The organism is Bradyrhizobium sp. USDA 241 (assembly GCF_049739505.1).
Lineage (GTDB): Bacteria > Pseudomonadota > Alphaproteobacteria > Rhizobiales > Xanthobacteraceae > Bradyrhizobium > Bradyrhizobium liaoningense.
Map to the genome: position 1 here is coordinate 2,414,426 of NZ_JBMGPZ010000004.1, position 17,933 is coordinate 2,432,358.

At 65.0% G+C, this 17,933-nt stretch carries 16 protein-coding genes; 12 read left to right on the plus strand and 4 right to left on the minus strand.

Going from position 1 to position 17,933, the window contains the following annotated elements; genetic code table 11:
* Positions 1 to 123: 123 nt before the first annotated feature.
* The 3 genes from ABIF91_RS21210 to cysD form a co-directional block, all read right to left on the minus strand.
* Positions 124 to 2,289 carry a malate synthase G gene (locus tag ABIF91_RS21210; protein WP_028178418.1) on the minus strand — a complete coding sequence of 722 codons (2,166 nt, stop codon included), beginning with the start codon at positions 2,287 to 2,289 and terminating at the stop codon, positions 124 to 126.
* Between the two features lie 357 nt (positions 2,290 to 2,646).
* On the minus strand, positions 2,647 to 4,563 hold the full coding sequence (gene cysC, locus ABIF91_RS21215) for an adenylyl-sulfate kinase (protein WP_028178417.1): 1,917 nt from the start codon (positions 4,561 to 4,563) through the stop codon (positions 2,647 to 2,649).
* Positions 4,564 to 4,585: 22 nt separating this feature from the next.
* Positions 4,586 to 5,380, minus strand: a complete 795-nt coding sequence (gene cysD, locus ABIF91_RS21220; protein ID WP_028178416.1) for a sulfate adenylyltransferase subunit CysD — start codon at positions 5,378 to 5,380, stop codon at positions 4,586 to 4,588.
* A 244-nt stretch (positions 5,381 to 5,624) separates the two neighbouring features.
* Between cysD and cysG the strand changes: the two genes are divergently transcribed.
* The 12 genes from cysG to ABIF91_RS21280 all read left to right on the plus strand — a co-directional run bounded on the left by cysG (position 5,625) and on the right by ABIF91_RS21280 (position 16,928).
* Positions 5,625 to 7,061 (plus strand): siroheme synthase CysG, encoded by a 1,437-nt coding sequence (gene cysG, locus ABIF91_RS21225; protein ID WP_424579344.1) that lies wholly within the window; start codon positions 5,625 to 5,627, stop codon positions 7,059 to 7,061.
* Positions 7,058 to 7,375: a DUF2849 domain-containing protein gene (locus tag ABIF91_RS21230; RefSeq protein WP_424579345.1), complete on the plus strand. Its 318-nt coding sequence runs from the start codon at positions 7,058 to 7,060 to the stop codon at positions 7,373 to 7,375. Before cysG ends, ABIF91_RS21230 begins: the two co-directional genes overlap by 4 nt.
* 11 nt (positions 7,376 to 7,386) lie before the next feature.
* Positions 7,387 to 9,042, plus strand: coding sequence for a nitrite/sulfite reductase (locus ABIF91_RS21235; RefSeq protein WP_028178413.1), 1,656 nt, complete (start codon positions 7,387 to 7,389; stop codon positions 9,040 to 9,042).
* A complete protein-coding gene (locus ABIF91_RS21240; RefSeq protein WP_028178412.1) occupies positions 9,029 to 9,544 on the plus strand; it encodes a DUF934 domain-containing protein in 516 nt (171 codons plus the stop codon). Before ABIF91_RS21235 ends, ABIF91_RS21240 begins: the two co-directional genes overlap by 14 nt.
* Complete coding sequence (locus ABIF91_RS21245; RefSeq protein ID WP_028178411.1) at positions 9,541 to 10,266, plus strand: phosphoadenylyl-sulfate reductase; 726 nt, start codon at positions 9,541 to 9,543, stop codon at positions 10,264 to 10,266. Before ABIF91_RS21240 ends, ABIF91_RS21245 begins: the two co-directional genes overlap by 4 nt.
* Positions 10,267 to 10,375: 109 nt before the next feature.
* On the plus strand, positions 10,376 to 11,377 hold the full coding sequence (locus ABIF91_RS21250) for a sulfate ABC transporter substrate-binding protein (RefSeq protein ID WP_085966132.1): 1,002 nt from the start codon (positions 10,376 to 10,378) through the stop codon (positions 11,375 to 11,377).
* A gap of 37 nt (positions 11,378 to 11,414) precedes the next feature.
* Complete coding sequence (gene cysT / locus ABIF91_RS21255) at positions 11,415 to 12,251, plus strand: sulfate ABC transporter permease subunit CysT (RefSeq protein WP_080659901.1); 837 nt, start codon at positions 11,415 to 11,417, stop codon at positions 12,249 to 12,251.
* Between the two features lie 9 nt (positions 12,252 to 12,260).
* Positions 12,261 to 13,172 carry a sulfate ABC transporter permease subunit CysW gene (gene cysW, locus ABIF91_RS21260; RefSeq protein WP_028178408.1) on the plus strand — a complete coding sequence of 304 codons (912 nt, stop codon included), beginning with the start codon at positions 12,261 to 12,263 and terminating at the stop codon, positions 13,170 to 13,172.
* Positions 13,162 to 14,196: a sulfate/molybdate ABC transporter ATP-binding protein gene (locus ABIF91_RS21265; protein ID WP_028178407.1), complete on the plus strand. Its 1,035-nt coding sequence runs from the start codon at positions 13,162 to 13,164 to the stop codon at positions 14,194 to 14,196. Before cysW ends, ABIF91_RS21265 begins: the two co-directional genes overlap by 11 nt.
* Positions 14,197 to 14,381: 185 nt before the next feature.
* Positions 14,382 to 14,885 (plus strand): CAP domain-containing protein, encoded by a 504-nt coding sequence (locus tag ABIF91_RS21270; protein ID WP_028178406.1) that lies wholly within the window; start codon positions 14,382 to 14,384, stop codon positions 14,883 to 14,885.
* Between the two features lie 77 nt (positions 14,886 to 14,962).
* On the plus strand, positions 14,963 to 16,138 hold the full coding sequence (locus tag ABIF91_RS21275) for a DUF3734 domain-containing protein (RefSeq protein ID WP_035669956.1): 1,176 nt from the start codon (positions 14,963 to 14,965) through the stop codon (positions 16,136 to 16,138).
* A gap of 1 nt (position 16,139) precedes the next feature.
* Positions 16,140 to 16,928, plus strand: a complete 789-nt coding sequence (locus tag ABIF91_RS21280; RefSeq protein ID WP_028178404.1) for a 3-hydroxybutyrate dehydrogenase — start codon at positions 16,140 to 16,142, stop codon at positions 16,926 to 16,928.
* 132 nt (positions 16,929 to 17,060) lie between these two features.
* Here the strand turns inward: ABIF91_RS21280 and ABIF91_RS21285 are convergent, their stop codons facing one another.
* A complete protein-coding gene (locus ABIF91_RS21285) occupies positions 17,061 to 17,885 on the minus strand; it encodes a sulfite exporter TauE/SafE family protein (protein ID WP_028178403.1) in 825 nt (274 codons plus the stop codon).
* Positions 17,886 to 17,933 lie beyond the last annotated feature (48 nt).

The window sequence follows — 17,933 nt, forward strand, 5'->3', positions numbered from 1 at the left end:
CTCCCGTTGGTTGATGGCCGGACAACGCGGTCCCCGGCGCAGCCGTTCCGCGACCCGCCGCGGCGTTTCGCCCACAAAAAAGCCCCGGCGTGAGCCGGGGCTTTTGAAGTTCTCTGGCGGAGCTCAGCCCGTCGCCTTGGCCTCGCGGCGGCGGGCGGTGAGGATGTATTCGGTGTAGCCGTTCGGCTGCTCGCGCCCCTTGAAGATGAGATCGCAGGCCGCCTTGAAGGCGACGCCGTCGAAGGCGGGCGCCATCGGCTTGTAGATGGGATCGCCCGCGTTCTGCTTGTCGACGACGACCGCCATGCGCTTGAGCGATTCCATCACCTGCGCTTCGGTGATCACGCCCTGGTGCAGCCAGTTGGCGAGATGCTGGCTGGAGATGCGCAAGGTGGCGCGGTCTTCCATCAGGCCGACATCGTGGATGTCGGGCACCTTGGAGCAGCCGACGCCCTGGTCGATCCAGCGCACGACATAGCCGAGGATGCCCTGGCAATTGTTGTCGATCTCCTGCTTGACGTCATCAGGCGCCCAGTTCGACTTCGACACCGGAATGGTGAGGATGTCCGAGAGCTTCGCGCGCGGCCCACCCTTGGCCAGCTCCTGCTGGTGCGCGATGACGTTGACCTGGTGGTAGTGCAGCGCGTGCAGCGTCGCGGCCGTCGGCGACGGCACCCAGGCGGTGGTGGCACCGGCCTGCGGATGGCCGAGCTTCTGCGCCAGCATGTCAGCCATCTTGTCCGGCGCGGCCCACATGCCCTTGCCGATCTGGGCATGGCCGGGCAGGCCACAGGTCAGGCCCATGTCGACGTTCCAGTCCTCATAGGCCTTGATCCAGGCCTGCGCCTTCATCTCGTTCTTGCGGATCATCGGACCCGCTTCCATCGAGGTGTGGATCTCGTCGCCGGTGCGGTCGAGGAAGCCGGTGTTGATGAACATGATGCGCTTGGAGGCACGCTGGATGCAGGCCTTGAGGTTGACGGTGGTGCGCCGCTCCTCGTCCATGATGCCGACCTTGAGCGTGTTCTCGGGCAGGCCGAGCATCTTCTCGACGCGGTCGAAGATCTCGCAGGTCAGCGACACCTCGTCGGGGCCGTGCATCTTCGGCTTGACGATATAGGCCGAGCCGGTGCGGCTGTTCTTGACCTTGGAGTTGCCCTTGAGGTCGTGAATGGCGAGCAGGCCCGAGACGGCGGCATCGAGCAGGCCCTCGGGGACCTCCTCGCCCTTCTCGTCCAGCACCGCGTCGGTGAACATGTGGTGACCGCAATTGCGCATCAACAGCAGGCTACGGCCGTGCAGCTTGAGCTCGCCCTTGCCGTCCGGCGTCTTGTAGTTGCGGTCGGCGTTGAGCGAGCGCGTCAGCGTCTTGCCGCCCTTCTCGAAATCGGCCGAGAGCGTGCCGTTCATCAGGCCGAGCGTGTTGCGATAGACCAGCACCTTGTCCTCGGCATCGACCGCCGCGACCGAGTCTTCCATGTCGAGAATGGTGGAGACCGCCGCCTCCATGATCATGTCGGCGACGCCGGCTGGATCGTCCTTGCCGATCGCGCTGCTGCGGTCGATCTTGACCTCGATATGCAGGCCGTTGTTGACGAGCAGCACCGCGCTCGGCGCGGCTGCATCGCCCTGGAAACCCGCGAACTGCGCGGCGTTCTTCAGCGCGGTGGCGTTGCCGCTCTTCAGCTTCACCGCAAGCTGGCCCGCGACGACGCTGTAGGCGGTGACGTCGGTGTGGCTGCCGGTCGCGAGCGGGACGGCGGCGTCGAGGAACGCCTTGGCCTTGGCGATCACCTTGTCGCCGCGCGCCTTGTTGTAGCCCTTGCCGCTCTCGGCAGCGTCGTGCGGAATCGCGTCGGTGCCGTAGAACGCGTCATAGAGCGAGCCCCAGCGCGCGTTCGCCGCGTTCAGCGCGTAGCGCGCATTGGTGAGGGGGACGACCAGCTGCGGACCGCAGATCTTGCCGATCTCCTCGTCGACATTGGCGGTCTCGACCTTCTGCGTCGCCGGCTCCGGGACCAGATAGCCGATCTCCTTCAGGAAGGCGGTATAGGCGTCGAGGTCGAACGCCTTGCCCTTGTTGGCGCGGTGCCAGTCGTCGATCTTGGCCTGCAGCGTGTCGCGGAATGCGAGCAGCGACCGGTTCTTCGGCCCCAGTTCCTTGATGATGGCGGCAAGCCCGGCCCAGAACGCATCCGGCGCGATGCCCGTTTTCGGGGCCGCTTCCTTGGCGATGAAGTCAAACAGGACGGGAGCGATCTTCAATCCGTGGGCGTCGACGCGTTTCATGATGGGCTTTCTTGTTGGAAATGGCTGTTTTTGGCTGCTTTTGACCCGACAGCAGCAAAATGCGCCCACGCGGGGCGGCTTTCGGGGGTCTATTAGCCCCAAAATCGGGGCGGTGAGAAGACCCCAAGGGGGTTGTCAAAATGTCAAGGAAAGGTGCGGGCCCAGCGCACCCTGTCATTCCCCGCGAAAGCGGGGAATCCAGTACGCCGCGGCTTCTCCGTATCCCAACGCTGTCTCTGGAATACTGCGTCGCCCGGTCCCGGCTACGCCAAGGCTTCGCCGGGCTCTTTGGCGTTGGCCGGCGAAGCCTAGCGAAGACGGCAAGCCGGGCGACGACAGCGAGGGGTTAGGCTACGCTCAAATATTCGCCGCGAGGTCCATGACCTCGTCGAATAGCACGCCGGTCGTCTTCAGCATGCGCTCGATCTCGTCGGCGGCCTCAGCGACCGTCCGGGTCGACGTGTCGATAACGAGCTCCGCCGCCTCCGGCTTCTCGTAGTCGTTGCCGATGCCGGTGAACGAGGCCAGCGCCCCGGCGCGAGCCTTCTTGTAGTGGCCCTTGGGATCGCGCTCCTCGCAGATCTCGGCCGGCGTCGCGACATGGATCTCGCGGAACGCGGTGTCGGCGATGCGGCGTGCGGCAGCGCGGTCCTCGCGCGCGGGCGAGACCGCGGCGACGATCGCGATGTGGCCGTTGCGGGCGAGATGCGTCGCGACCTCGGCGAGCCGGCGGATGTTCTCGCTGCGATCGGCGGCGGAAAAGCCGAGATCGCTGTTGAGCCCGGCGCGCAGCGTGTCGCCGTCGAGCAGGACCGGCGAGCCGCCATTGGTGAACAGCCGCCGCTCCAGTGCCTTGGCGAGCGTGGACTTGCCGGACGCCGGCAGGCCGGTGAGCCAGACCACGGCGCCGTTGTGGCGGTAGCGCGCCGAGCGCTCGTCAGGGCGCAGCGCCGATTCCACCGGTACGATATCGACCGGCACGGCGCGCTGGCCGGCGTCGACGGACAGCACCAGGCCGCCGCCGGCGATGCGCCCCGCGACCTCGATCACGAGACGGCCGGTGCGCGGGTTCTCGGTGTAGGGATCGGTGGCGATCGGATTCGAAAGCGAAATGTCGATCTCGCCGACATGGTTGCGGGCGATCGCCTTGTTCTCGGTGCTCGAGAGCTCGCCGGGATCGACCGCCTTCTCGATGGCGACGACGGTGGCGCGGCTCTCCTTCGGTCCACTGCGCACCAGGATCTGGTCACCCTTGGCAAGCGGCTTGTCGTGCAGCCAGAAGATGCGCGCGCGCAGCCGGCGCGTTTCGCGCGGCGCGCTGCCTGCATGCGCGAGGATGTCGCCGCGCTCGATGAACAGCTCGCGGTCGAGCGTGATGCCGACCGAGCGGCCCGCGCCCTGTCGTCCCGCCAGCGGCGTCGCCGGCCAGCTCTCGACGGTCTTGATCCTGGCGATCTTGCCGGCCGGCATGATCACGATCTCGTCGCCGGCGATCAGGCTGCCGGATTCGATGCGGCCAGCGACAATGCGCCGGTCGTCGAACTTGTAGATCGCCTGCACCGGCAGCCGCAGAGCCAGCGTTTCCAGCGGCCGCGCCGGCTCGAGCCTGTCGAGCGCCTCGACCACGGTCGGTCCCTTGTACCAGCCGATCCGGCCCGTGCGCTCCGCGACGCCGTCGCCGTCGCGCGCCGAAATTGGGATCACCGCCGTCGGCGTCACGCCGAGGCCGCTCAGATGCGCGGAGATCTCATCGCTGATCGCGTTGAAACGCGCGGCAGAGAAATCGACGCGGTCCATCTTGTTGACGACGACAGCGACCTGCTTCACGCCGAGCAGGTGCAGGAGATAGCCGTGCCGCCTCGTCTGGTCGCGCACGCCTTCGAGCGCGTCGATGATCAGCACCGCGCCGTCGGCCTGCGAGGCGCCGGTGATCATGTTGCGCAGGAACTCGGCGTGGCCGGGCGCATCGATCAGGACGATGTCGCGCGAATTGGTACGGAAGCGGATCTGCGTGGTGTCGATGGTGATGCCCTGGTCGCGCTCGGTCTGCAGCGCGTCGAGCAGGAACGACCATTCGAACGGCATGCCGCGCCGCGCGCTGACCGCTTTCAGCATTTCGAGCTTGCCCTCGGGCAGGCTGCCGGTCTCGTGCAGGAGGCGGCCGACCAGCGTCGACTTGCCGTGGTCGACATGGCCAACGATGACGATGCGCACCTGGGGACGCGTGGTGCCGTTCGGAGTGGCTGACGAAGCCGGGGTGACGATCATGTTCATGCGGGCGCTCGCGTCCTCGAGGTCAGAGATAGCCGGCGACGCGCAGGCGCTCGAAAGCGTCCTCGGTCTCGTGGTCGAGCGCGCGCCCGGCGCGCTCCGGCACCTTGGTCTGTTCGAGCTCGATCAGGATTTCGTCGATGCTGGACGCTGTCGAGGCGACCGGGTTGGTGATGTCCTGATCACCCAGCGAGCGATAGCGCTTGCCGTTCCTGGCGAGATACAGCGGGATGATCGGAATGTTCTCGCGCTTGGTGTAGGCCCAGATGTCGGCCTCGGTCCAATGCAGGATCGGATGAATGCGCAAATGCGCGCCTTGCGGCGGCGACGCGTTGAAATGATCCCAGAATTCCGGCGGCTGGTCGCGCACGTCCCAATTGCCCTCCAGGCCGCGCGGCGAGAACACGCGCTCCTTGGCGCGCGTTGCCTCCTCGTCGCGGCGGATGCCGGCGATCAGGCCGTCGAAGCCGTATTTGGCGAGCGCCATCTTGAGGCCTTCGGTCTTGCGCGCAGCGGAGCGCGCGGCCGGTGGCAGCGTCGGGTCGACGGCATCGATCGGCGGGCAGGGCTCGACCCGCAAGTCGAGTTCCCACTCCTTGCCGTAATGATCGCGGAAGCGATACATCTCCGGAAACTTCTTGCCGGTATCGACGTGAAGGGCGGGAAACGGCATCTTGCCGAAGAAGGCCTTCCGCGCCAGCCAGATCATGACGTTGGAATCCTTGCCGAGCGACCACAGCAGGGCGATCTTCTTCAGCCGGGCGAAGGCCTCGCGGAAGATGTAGATGCTCTGCGCCTCGAGTTGGTCGAGATGGTCCATGCTCGGGGCGAGGTCGGCAGAAAATTCTTGCTGGCCCAAGCGCTCGATGAGGGCCGGGCTGCTCACTCCGACAGCAGCGGAATCGTCCTTGAGAAGATGCATCTCTGCCACTTTGCGTTTGGAGGCGAAAATTCTATAGTTGCAGCGCAGAAGAGAAGAAAAAATTTTCTCTTTGCGCGCTAGAAACGAGACATATATAGAAAATAATTCCAGTCAACCCCGTTTGTGGGGAAGCGAGTAGCGCATGCGGTTCTTGCCGGTGTTTCTCGATCTCAAGGCCGGCCCGGTGGTCCTCATCGGCGCGGGCGAGCTTCTGCGCGCCAAGATGCGCGTGCTCGCTGCTGCCGGCGCGCGCCTGCGCGTGCATGCGATCGACGGCAATCAGGATTTTGGCCTCAGCTCCGGGGACGCGGCGCGCGTCGAACTCGGGAGCGGCGATCCGCTCACTGCCGATCTCTCAGGTGTCATCGCCATTGTCTGCGCGGGTGCTGGCGACGTCGGCGTTGCGATGTCCGTGCGGGCGAAAGCGCTCGGTCTGCCCGTCAACGTCATGGACGATCTCGAGCACTCCAGCTTCATCTTCCCGGCGATCGTCGATCGCGGCGATGTCGTGGTTGCCGTCGGCACCGGCGGCACCTCGCCGGTGGTGGCGCGGCGCGTGCGCGAGAAGATCGAGGCCCTGCTGCCGCCCCGCATCGGCGAGCTTGCCGAGTTCATCGGCGGATTCCGCAAATCCATCAACGAGCGCATCGCCGAGTTTCCACTGCGCCGCCGCTTCTGGGAGCGCGTCATCGACGGTCCGATCGGCGCCGCCGTGCTCGCCGGCCGCAGGGGCGAAGCGGATGCATCGCTCAAGGCTATCTCCGATCCCTCCGAATTCGCGCGCGCCGACAAGCCGGAAGGCTCGGTCGCGCTGGTCGGCGCCGGCCCCGGCGATCCTGACCTTCTCACCATCAAGGCATTGCGCGCCTTGCAGGATGCCGACATCGTCTTCCATGACGAGCTGGTCTCGCCCGAGATTCTCGACCGCATCCGCCGCGACACCACGCGCGTGCCGGTCGGCCGCCGCGTCGGTAAGCCCGGCATCGGCCAGGACGCCATTAACAAGCGCATGATCGAAGCTGCGCAAGCCGGCCAGCGTGTGGTGCGGCTGAAGGGCGGCGATCCCTTCGTGTTTGGCCGCGGTGGTGAAGAGGTCGAAGCGCTGCGCGCCGCCGGCATCGCCTATTCGATCATCCCCGGCATCACCGCAGGGCTCGGCGGCGCCGCCGATTTCGAGGTGCCGCTTACCTACCGCCATGAGGCGACCCGCATCACCTTCCTGACCGCGCACAAGGCGCGCGATGCCGAGAACGTGGATTGGTCGACGCTGACCGACACCAGGATGACCGTCGTGGTCTACATGGGCATGACGGCGGCGCCGGCCATACGCGCCGGCCTGTTCGCGGCCGGCCGCTCGCCGGAAACGCCGGTCGGCGTGTTCGCCCGTGTCACGCGGCCCGATGCACAGGGCGCGATCGGCACGCTGCGCGACCTGCCCGAGCTCGTGCGGCGGATCCAAGGTGGTCCCGCCATCCTCATCATCGGCGACGTGGTCCGGCATGCCGGCTCGCTTGGCCGTCAAACCCCCAAGAAGACCCCGAGGCAAATCATCTCTGACCTCCTGGATGCAGCCGAATGACCTCCCCGCTTGAACAGAAGAAGATCAAAATCGCCGGCCCCTCGGTCGTGACCGCCAACCGCACCTGGGACGGCATCGTCGTCTACCGCACCGCCGCCAAGGGCTGGTCCGCGGAGCTGTCGGAAGCCGCGATCGTGCGCAACTCCGAAGAGGCCAGGGCGTTGCTTGCGGAGTCCATCGCCGATGATGTCGGTGCGATCGGCCCCTATATTGCGCCGGTGCAGATCGGCGAGGACGGCAAGATCCTGCCCGGCAATCTGCGCGAACAGATCCGCCGCACCGGCGTCACCATCGGACAGCCGGCCCAGGTTTAAGGCACGCACTTATGTATGCTTACGACGAAATCGACCGCACGCTCGTCAACGAGCGCGTCTCGGAGTTCCGCGACCAGGTGAAGCGGCGCCTCTCCGGCGAGCTCACCGAGGACGAGTTCAAGATCCTGCGGCTTCAGAACGGCGTCTATCTGCAATTGCACGCCTACATGTTCCGCGTCGCGATCCCCTACGGCACGCTGGCGACCAACCAGCTGCGCGCGCTCGCCCATGTCGCGCGTAAATACGACCGCGGCTACGGCCACTTTACCACGCGGCAGAACATCCAGTTCAACTGGATCAAGCTCGCCGAGCTGCCGGACGCGCTCGAAGATCTCGCCAAGGTCGGCATCCACGCGATGCAGACCTCCGGCAACAACATGCGCAACGTCACCTCGGACCAGTGGGCCGGCGTCGCGCCGGGCGAGATCGAGGACCCGCGCATCTGGTCGGAGCTGATCCGCCAGCACACCACGCTGCATCCGGAATTCTCGTTCCTTCCGCGCAAGTTCAAGATCGCGATCACCGCATCCGACCATGACCGTGCCGCGATCAAGATCCACGATATCGGCCTGCGGCTGATCAAGAACGAGAAGGGCGAGACCGGCTTCGAGGTTCTCGTCGGCGGCGGTCTCGGCCGCACGCCGTTCATCGCCAAGACCATCAAGCACTTCGTGCACGGCCGCGACATCCTCAGCTACATCGAAGCTATCTTGCGCGTCTACAACCAGTATGGCCGCCGCGACAACATCTACAAGGCGCGGATCAAGATCCTGGTGCACGAGCTCGGCATCGAGAAGTTCTCGCGCGAGGTCGAGGAGGAGTGGCAGCACATCCGCAACTCCTCGCTTGAGATCGACGACGAGGTGATCGAGGACATCCGCTCGCGCTTCACCTATCCCGCCTACGAGAAGCTGCCGCACATGCCGGACGAGCTGCGCCAGGCCGCGGCCGATCCGGATTTCGAGGCGTGGCGCAAGAACTCGGTGGCCCCGCACAAGGTGCAGGGCTATTCGATCGTCACGATCTCGCTGAAGCCGACCGGCGGGCCTCCGGGCGATGCCACGGCCGAGCAGATGGACGCGCTGGCCGATCTCGCCGACAAATATTCCTTCGGCGAGATCCGCGTCGGCCATGAGCAGAACCTGGCGCTGCCGCATGTCGCCAAGCGCGACCTGCCGGCGCTCTGGAAGGCGCTCGACAAGCTTGGCCTTGCGACGCCCAACGTCAACCTGATCACCGACATCATCGCCTGCCCCGGGCTCGATTATTGCTCGTTGGCGAATGCGCGCTCGATCCCGATCGCGCAGGAGCTGACGCGGCGCTTCGCCAATCACGAGCTCGCCAATCTGATCGGCCGGCTCCACATCAACATCTCCGGCTGCATCAATGCCTGCGGCCATCACCATGTCGGCCATATCGGCATTCTCGGCGTCGAGAAGAACGGCGAGGAAGTCTACCAGATCACCATCGGCGGCCGCGCCGACGAGAACGCGGCGCTCGGGACCCTGATCGGGCCGGGCGTCAAGTTCGACGAGGTCGCCGATGTCGTCGAGGACATCGTGGAAGCCTATCTGGCGCTGCGTGAGCGGCCCGAAGAGCTGTTCATGGACACGGTGAAGCGCCTCGGCGTCGAACCCTTCAAGGAGCGCGTCTATGCCACTCGTTAACGGCGGAAAGATCGTCGACGACGGCTTCGTCAAGCTCGCCGTCGATACGCCGCTGCCCGAGCGCGGCGACATTCTTGTGCCGGCCGAGCGTTTCCTCGGCGAGGCCGAGGGCTTGCTCCAGCGCGCCGGCAAGGTCGGCGTGATCTGGCCGAACAATCGCGACATCGCCGAGCTCGTGCCGTATCTCGGCAGGATCTCCGCCGTCGCGCTGGTGTTCCCGACCTTCCGCGACGGGCGTGCCTACAGCCAGGCACGGCTGCTGCGAGAACGCTACAATTACCGCGGCGAGTTGCGCGCCACCGGCCAGGTGCTGCGCGACCAGTTCGTGTTCATGCTGCGCGCCGGCTTCGACGCCTTCGAGGTCAAGAAGCAGGCGGACGCGGAAGCCTTCATGCAGACGGCCAGGCGCTATTCGGTATTCTACCAGCCGACCGGCGATGGCCGCATCACGGCGCTGCACCGGCGCATGCAGCTGCGCCATTCCGAAGGTGTCGGCACGTGACCGCGATCGCGCCTCAGGTTCCGACGGTCTCTGCGTTGCCCTCGGCGGAAGAGCTCGATCGCGCTTTGCGCGATGCCTCGCCCGCGGAGATCATCGCTGCGGCGCTGAAGACGGTCGGGCGCGACAAGCTCGCGCTGGTATCGTCCTTCGGTACGGAATCGGCGACGCTGCTGAAGGTCATGGCGGACGTCGATCCCGCGATTCCGGTGATCTTTCTCGACACCGGCTGGCTGTTCGAGGAGACGCTGGCCTATCGCGATACGCTGATCGCGAAGCTGGGCCTGAAGGACGTCCGGTCGATCAAGCCGGCCGAGGAGACACTCTCGCGCGACGATCCTGACCGCGACCTCTGGTTCTCCGATCCCGACGCCTGCTGCCGCATTCGAAAAGTTGAGCCGCTGGCGCGGGCGCTGAAGCCGTTCTCGGCCTGGCTCAACGGCCGCAAGCGCTTCCAGGGCAGTGCGCGCGCCGACATTCCCGTCGTCGAGGACGACGGCGCGCGGTTGAAGTTCAATCCCTTCGCCAACGTCTCGCGCGAGGAGATCGAGGCGATCTTCACCCTTGCCAAATTGCCGCGGCACCCTCTGGTTGCGTCAGGATTTCTGTCGGTTGGCTGTATGCCTTGTACCAGCAGAACGGCCGAGGGCGAGGATTCCCGCGCCGGCCGATGGCGGGGCCGCGCCAAGACAGAATGCGGCATTCACACGATGAAGGTTTCGTAGCACGGTTGCGCTGCCACGCTGCGAACAAGAAAATCCGGTTCCGTTGACTTGAGAGCCTTTCGCCCCGAGTTATGGCCTGCCGTCGATGACGCCGATGTCGTCGAGGTGAATGGAGATGGACATGATGCGTCGTATCGTTCCGCTCGCTGCAGGACTCCTCTGGGCAAGCTCGGCTCTCGCCGCCGATATCAACCTTTTGAACGTGTCGTACGATCCGACGCGTGAGCTCTATGGCGAGTTCAACAAGGCGTTCGCGAATGCCTATCAGAAGGAGACCGGCAAGAGCATCGAGATCAAGCAGTCGCATGGCGGCAGCGGTTCGCAGGCGCGCGCGGTGATCGACGGACTGCAGGCCGACGTGGTGACGCTCGCGCTCGCCTATGACATCGATGCCATCGCTGCCAAGGGCCTGGTGGCGGCGGATTGGCAAAAGCGCCTGCCGCAGAATTCATCCCCCTATACCTCGACCATCGTGTTCCTCGTGCGCAAGGGCAATCCCAAGGGCATCAAGGACTGGGACGATCTGATCAAGCCGGGCGTCGCCGTGATCACGCCGAACCCGAAGACATCGGGCGGGGCACGCTGGAATTATCTTGCGGCCTGGGGCTTTGCGCAGAAGAAGTTCGGCTCGGCCGACAAGGCCAAGGACTTCATCGGCAAGCTCTACCAGCAGGTCCCGGTGCTGGATACCGGCGCGCGCGGCGCCACCGTGACCTTCGTCGAGCGCGGTGTCGGCGACGTGCTGCTCGCCTGGGAGAACGAGGCGTTCCTTGCGCTGAAGGAGTTCGGTACGAACAAGTTCGAGATCGTGGCGCCGCCACAATCGATCCTCGCCGAGCCGCCGGTCGCGATCGTGGACAAGGTCGCCGACAGAAAGGGCAATCGCAACGTTGCCGATGCCTATCTGCAATATTGGTACACCAAGGAGGGGCAGGAGATCGCCGCGCGCAACTTCTACCGTCCGCGCGATGCCGAAATCGCCAAGAAATATGAAAACGCCTTCGCCAAGGTCGAGCTGTTCACGATAGACGACGTTTTCGGCGGCTGGACCAAGGCACAGAGGGAACATTTTGCCGACGGCGGCGTCTTTGATCAGATCTACAAGAACTGATCAGGCGCTGTCTTAAGAGGCTTTTGCAGGGGGCCTGGTGAGCGCAGTTGCAGCACGACGCCGGACATTGCCGGGCTTCGGTCTCACGATGGGACTGACGCTGACCTGGCTGTCCGTGATCATCCTGATTCCGCTCGCCGGCCTGTTCCTGAAATCGCTCGAGCTCAGCCCCGAGCAGTTCTGGAACATCCTTTCCAGCCGCCGCACCCTGAACGCGCTCCGCGTCTCGTTCGGCCTCGCCTTTGCGGCGGCCTGCGTCAATCTCGTCATGGGGAGCATCATCGTCTGGGCGCTGGTGCGCTATCGTTTCCCGGGCCGGCGGCTGTTCGACGCCATCGTGGATGTGCCCTTCGCGCTGCCGACCGCGGTGGCCGGCGTGGCGCTGACCGCGCTGTTCGCCGAGAAGGGCTGGCTGGGCGCGCCGCTTGCCGCGCTCGGCCTCAAGGTTGCGTTCACGCCGGTCGGCATCTTCGTCGCGATGATCTTCATCGGTATTCCCTTCGTGGTTCGGACGGTGCAGCCGGTGCTCCAGGATCTCGACCCCGAGATCGAGGAGGCCGCGGGAAGCCTTGGCGCCAGCCGCTGGCAGACCATCATCCGCGTGATCGTGCCGTCGCTCGCACCGGCGCTGCTTACCGGCCTCGCGCTCGCCTTCGCCCGGGCCGTCGGCGAATACGGCTCGGTGATCTTCATCGCCGGCAATCTGCCCAACGTCTCGGAGATCGCGCCGCTCCTGATCGTGATCCGGCTCTCCGAGTTCCGATATGCCGATGCGACTGCGATCGCGGTGGTCATGCTGGTCGTGTCGTTCGTGATCATCTTTGCTGTCAACCGGCTCCAGCGCTGGGCGCAGAGCCGGATTCCGGCGCGCTGAGGGCGGATCATGACGATGCAGATCGCAGATTCCGTACCGCTCTCGGCCTCCGACGCGAAGGCGCGTGCGCAGGCGGCGGCAGCGCGGGACAATTTGCGTACCGAACCGCGCGCGGTGCGTATCACCATCATCGCGCTGGCGATGATCTTTCTCACCGTCTTCGTCGTGCTCCCGCTCGTTGTGGTGTTTGCACAGGCGTTCTCGAGAGGCGTCTTGGCCTATCTCGCCGCGCTCGCCGAGCCGGAGGCGCTGGCTGCAATCAGGCTGACACTGCTGGTCGCCGCGATTTCGGTCGGCCTCAATCTGGTGTTCGGCCTCGTCGCCGCCTGGGCCATCGCCAAGTTCGATTTTCCGGGCAAGACGTTCCTGATCACGCTGATCGACCTGCCGTTCTCGGTCAGTCCGGTGATCTCGGGTCTCGTCTTCGTGCTGCTGTTCGGCGCACAGGGCTATTTCGGCAGCTGGCTGCGTGACCACGACATCCAGATCCTGTTCGCGGTGCCCGGCATTGCGCTCGCCACCACCTTCGTCACCTTTCCCTTCGTGGCCCGTGCGCTGATCCCCCTGATGCAGGAGCAGGGCACGCAGGAGGAGGAGGCCGCGATCTCGCTGGGCGCCTCGGGCCTCCAGACCTTCTTCCGCGTCACGCTGCCCAACATCAAGTGGGGGGTGCTCTACGGCGTCCTGCTCTGCAACGCCCGCGCCATGGGCGAGTTCGGCGCTGTCTCGGTCGTCTCCGGCCACATTCGCGGCGAGACCAACACCATGCCGCTCCTTGTCGAGATTCTCTACAACGAGTACCAGTTTGTCGCCGCCTTCGCGATCGCCTCGCTGCTGGCGATGCTGGCGCTGATCACGCTGATCGTGAAGACCGTTCTCGAACGCCATCTGGACGAAGGACAAGGGCCAAGTGACCATTGAAGTCAGAAATCTCGTCAAGTCGTTCGGCAGCTTCAAAGCCCTCGACGGCGTCGATCTCAAGGTCGACAGCGGCGAGTTGGTGGCACTGCTCGGTCCGTCCGGCTCGGGCAAGACCACGCTGCTGCGGATCGTCGCCGGGCTCGACTGGCCTGATTCCGGCGAGGTCTTCATCAATGGCGAGGACGCACTGGCGCAAGGCGCGCGAGAGCGTCACGTCGGCTTCGTGTTCCAGCACTATGCGCTGTTCCGCCACATGACGGTGTTCGAGAACGTCGCCTTCGGCCTGCGCGTGCAGCCGCGCACGGTTCGCAAGGACGAGGCGGCGATCCGCGCCCGGGTCAAGGAGCTGCTCGATCTCGTACAGCTTGATTGGCTCGCCGATCGTTACCCGAGCCAGCTTTCCGGCGGCCAGCGCCAGCGCATCGCGCTCGCCCGCGCGCTCGCGATCGAGCCGCGCATCCTGCTGCTCGACGAGCCGTTCGGCGCGCTTGATGCCAAGGTGAGGAAAGAGCTGCGCAAATGGCTGCGCTCGCTGCATCATGAGATCCACGTCACCTCGATCTTCGTCACCCATGACCAGGAGGAGGCGCTGGAAGTCGCCAACCGCGTCGTGGTGATGGACAAGGGCAGGATCGAGCAGATCGGCTCGCCCGATGACGTCTATGCAAGTCCCGCGACCGCCTTCGTTCACGGTTTCATCGGTGAATCGATTGAACTGCCGGTTGAAGTCGAGGGTGGTGCTGTCACGCTCGGCGGCCGGCCGCTTCGGCTCACAGCGGACGGGCTTGCGCCTGGCGCGTCAAAACTGTTCGTGCGGCGACATGACATGCTGGTTGGCCCGCCCGGCAGCGGCGCCTTCGAGGGCGCGGTCCGGCATGTCCGCAATTTCGGCCCCGTACAGCGCGCCGAGGTCGCGCTCTCGGGCGGCCAGACCATCGAGATCGATGCCCCCCGCGACAAGGAACTTCGCGCCGGCGACACCATCGGATTGGAGCCCCGCCGCTACCGGATATTTGCGGGCTAGTACAGGCTGGCACAGTCATTCCGGGGCGATGCGGAGCATCCAGCCCGGAATCCCGAGATTGAGGCGCGAGATTCCGGGTTCGCGCTGACGCGCGCCCCGGAATGACGGCTCAGATTTTCCTCAATATTCACCTTTCAGCCACGGTTGATATGCAACAACGGCCCCTCATTTGGGGGCCTCGATTCATGCGCGCTGCGGCCGCAATTCTCATCACTTTGCTGCTCGCCGGCTGTGCCGGCAACGAAGCACCGGTCCAGCAGCCATCCATGTACACCGACATGGCGGTTCCGGGCTCCAAGCTCGATGCGCAGGCGGCTGCGGTGATGATCTCGCAATACCGCCAGAACAACGGGCTGGGCACCGTCGTGATCGATCCCGATCTGATGCGGCTCGCCGAGTCCCAGTCGGGCGCGATGGCGGCGGCCAACAAGATGGACCACGACGTCCGCGCGCCGCTGGCCAAGCGTCTGGCCACCGGTGGTTATCCCGCGACCGTGGCGGTCGAGAACGTCTCGGCCGGCTATCATACGCTGGCGGAAGCGTTCTCCGGCTGGCGCGACTCGCCGCCTCACCGCGCCAACATGCTCAAGGGCGGTGTCACAAAATTAGGCATCGCGGCGAGCTATGCTCCCGGCACCAAATACAAGGTGTTCTGGACCATGATCCTGGCCTCGACGGAGTCCCGATAAGCCAGACTTGATCCGGGATGCATTGACGCCGCGGCGGAGTGTCGCCACGGTAGCTCGCCCTTTGCTATTGTTCCCTTATGACAGATCATAGTCCGGAAATCGCAACAGTCCCGACGAATGCGCAACGCGTCCTAGTTCTCCAGGGCGGCGGCGCGCTCGGCTCCTATCAGGCCGGGGCCTATCAGGCGCTGTGCGGCTACGGCTTCGAGCCGGAATGGGTGGCCGGCATCTCCATCGGCGCGGTCAACGCTGCCATCATCGCCGGCAATGAGGGCCAGACGCGCGTCAAGCGGCTCAAGGAATTCTGGGAGATGGTCTCGGCGCCGGTCCCGTGGAAGCCGATCGGCACGAGCGACCACAGCCGTGAGCTGTTCAATTCGACCAGCGCTGCGCTGATTGCGACCTTCGGCGTGCCCGGCTTCTTCACGCCGCGCATTCCGCCGGCGCCGCTCTGGCCGCCGGGGCATCCCGAAGCGGAAAGCTATTACGACACATCGCCGCTGAAGAAGACGCTGGAGCGTCTCGTCGATTTCGACCGCATCAACGATTTGAAGACGCGGCTGTCGGTCGGCGCGGTCGGCGTCACCTCGGGCAACTTCAAATATTTCGACAATTACGAGTTCAAGAAGCTCGGCAAGACCATCGGCCCCGAGCACATCATGGCCTCCGGCGCGCTGCCGCCGGGCTTTCCTTCCGTGAACATCGACGGCGAACATTACTGGGACGGCGGCATCGCTTCCAACACCCCGCTCGACTACGTGCTCGATACCGAGGTCGAACGCGACATGCTGATCTTCCAGGTCGATTTGTTCTCCGCGCGCGGGAACCTGCCGAACTCGCTGCTGGAAGCTGCCGAGCGCGAGAAGGACATCCGCTATTCCAGCCGCACGCGGATGAACACCGACAAGAACAAGCAGCTGCACAACGCGCGACGCGCCGTGCGTGACCTGATCAGCAAATTGCCGGACTATCTTAAGAACGATCCTTCCGTCGAATTCCTGGCGAAAGTGTCGCGCGAAAGCACCGTCACGGTGGTGCATCTGATCTATCGCAGCAAGAACTACGAATCTTCGTCCAAGGATTACGACTTCTCGCATGTCGCCATGGTCGAGCATTGGGAGGCAGGCGTGCGCGACGTGCATCTGTCGATGCGCCACAGGGACTGGCTCGAGCGGCCCCAGTCCAGCGAGACCATGGTGACCTACGATCTCACGGGGGACGTCACCGCGCCCCCGGTAAAAAGGAGCGAATAGAATGGGTAGTCTGTCAGGCAAGAACGCCGTCGTGACCGGATCAACCAGCGGCATCGGGCTCGCCTATGCGCGCGCCTTCGCCGCCGCCGGTGCCAATGTCGTCATCAACGGCTTCGGCTCGGCCGAGGACATCGAGAAGGAACGCGCCAAGATCGAGTCCGACTTCAAGGTCAAGGCGATCTACTCGCCGGCCGACATGACCAAGCCCGCCGAGATCGCCGGCATGATCGCGCTCGGTGAGAAGACGTTCGGCTCGGTCGACATCCTCGTCAACAATGCCGGCATCCAGTTCGTCTCGCCGATCGAGGAATTCCCGGTCGAGAAGTGGGATCAGATCATCGCGATCAACCTGTCCTCGGCCTTTCACGCCATCCGTGCCGCCGTCCCCGGCATGAAGAAGAAGGGCTGGGGTCGCATCATCAACACGGCGTCCGCGCATTCGCTGGTGGCCTCGCCCTTCAAGTCGGCCTACGTCTCGGCCAAGCACGGCATCGCCGGTCTCACCAAGACCGTGGCGCTGGAGGTTGCGACCCACAAGATCACCTGCAACTGCATTAGCCCCGGCTACGTCTGGACGCCGCTCGTCGAGAAGCAGATCCCCGACACGATGAAGGCACGCAACCTGACGCGCGAGCAGGTCATCAACGACGTGCTGCTGGATGCGCAGCCGACCAAGGAGTTCGTCACCTCCGAGCAGGTCGCCGCGCTCGCGCTGTTCCTGTGCAGCGACGACGCCGCGCAGATCACCGGCACCAACCTGTCGATCGACGGCGGCTGGACCGCGGAGTAAGAACGCGATGTCGTAGCGTGGGCAAAGGCGCGTCAGCGCCGTGCCCACCATTTTTCCGCGATTGAGAGAAGGGGTGGGCACGCTTGCGCTTTGCCCACCCTACGAGAGTGAGAGCGAGGCGGCAGTTGCCGCTCAATGGCTCCAGGCCAGCGCCGTGACGATGGCCGACGACAGGTTCAGTTCCGCGAAGACGATCCGGCCGGCGACCACGAACAGCACGCAGGCAAGCGTCAGCCGCAGCACCGTCTCGGGCACGCGCGTCGCGCTATAGCTGCCGACGATGATGCCGGGCAGAGAGCCCAGCAGCAGCACGCCCATGAGGGCCCAGTCGACGTCACCGAGCGCCCAATGTCCGATGCCGGCGACCAGTGTCAGCGGCACCGCGTGGGCGATGTCGGAGCCGACGATGGTCGCCATCGGCAGGCGCGGATAGAGCAGCAGCAGCACGGTCACGCCGACCGCGCCGGCGCCGACCGAGGAGATCGAGACCAGCACGCCCAGCACGACGCCGGTGATCACGGTCGCAATCAAAGTGGTGCGCGCGTCGACCTGCTCGAGACGCTTTCGATAGCGGTCCATGATCGACTTGCGAAAAATCAACGAGGTCGCAGTCAGCAGCAGCGCAAAGCACAGCACCAGATTGACCAGGCTGCGCTCGGCATCGCTCTTGAGGTCGAGCTTCCACAGCACCAGCAGCGTCACCGCGCTGGCCGGAATGCTGCCGCAGGCGAGCCGCAGCACCGCCGGCCAGTGCACGCTGCGCGACCAGCCATGCACCACGCTGCCGCCGGTCTTGGTGGCAGCGGCATAGAGCAGGTCGGTGCCGACCGCGGTGGAAGGGTGGACGCCGAACAACAGGATCAGCAGCGGCGTCATCAACGAGCCGCCGCCGACGCCGGTCATGCCGACAAGCAGGCCGACGGCGAATCCGGAGGCGACGTAAAGTGGATCAAGCATCTCGGGGAATGTTAGGTTGATCTCATCGGTTGGGCAATATGACGTAGA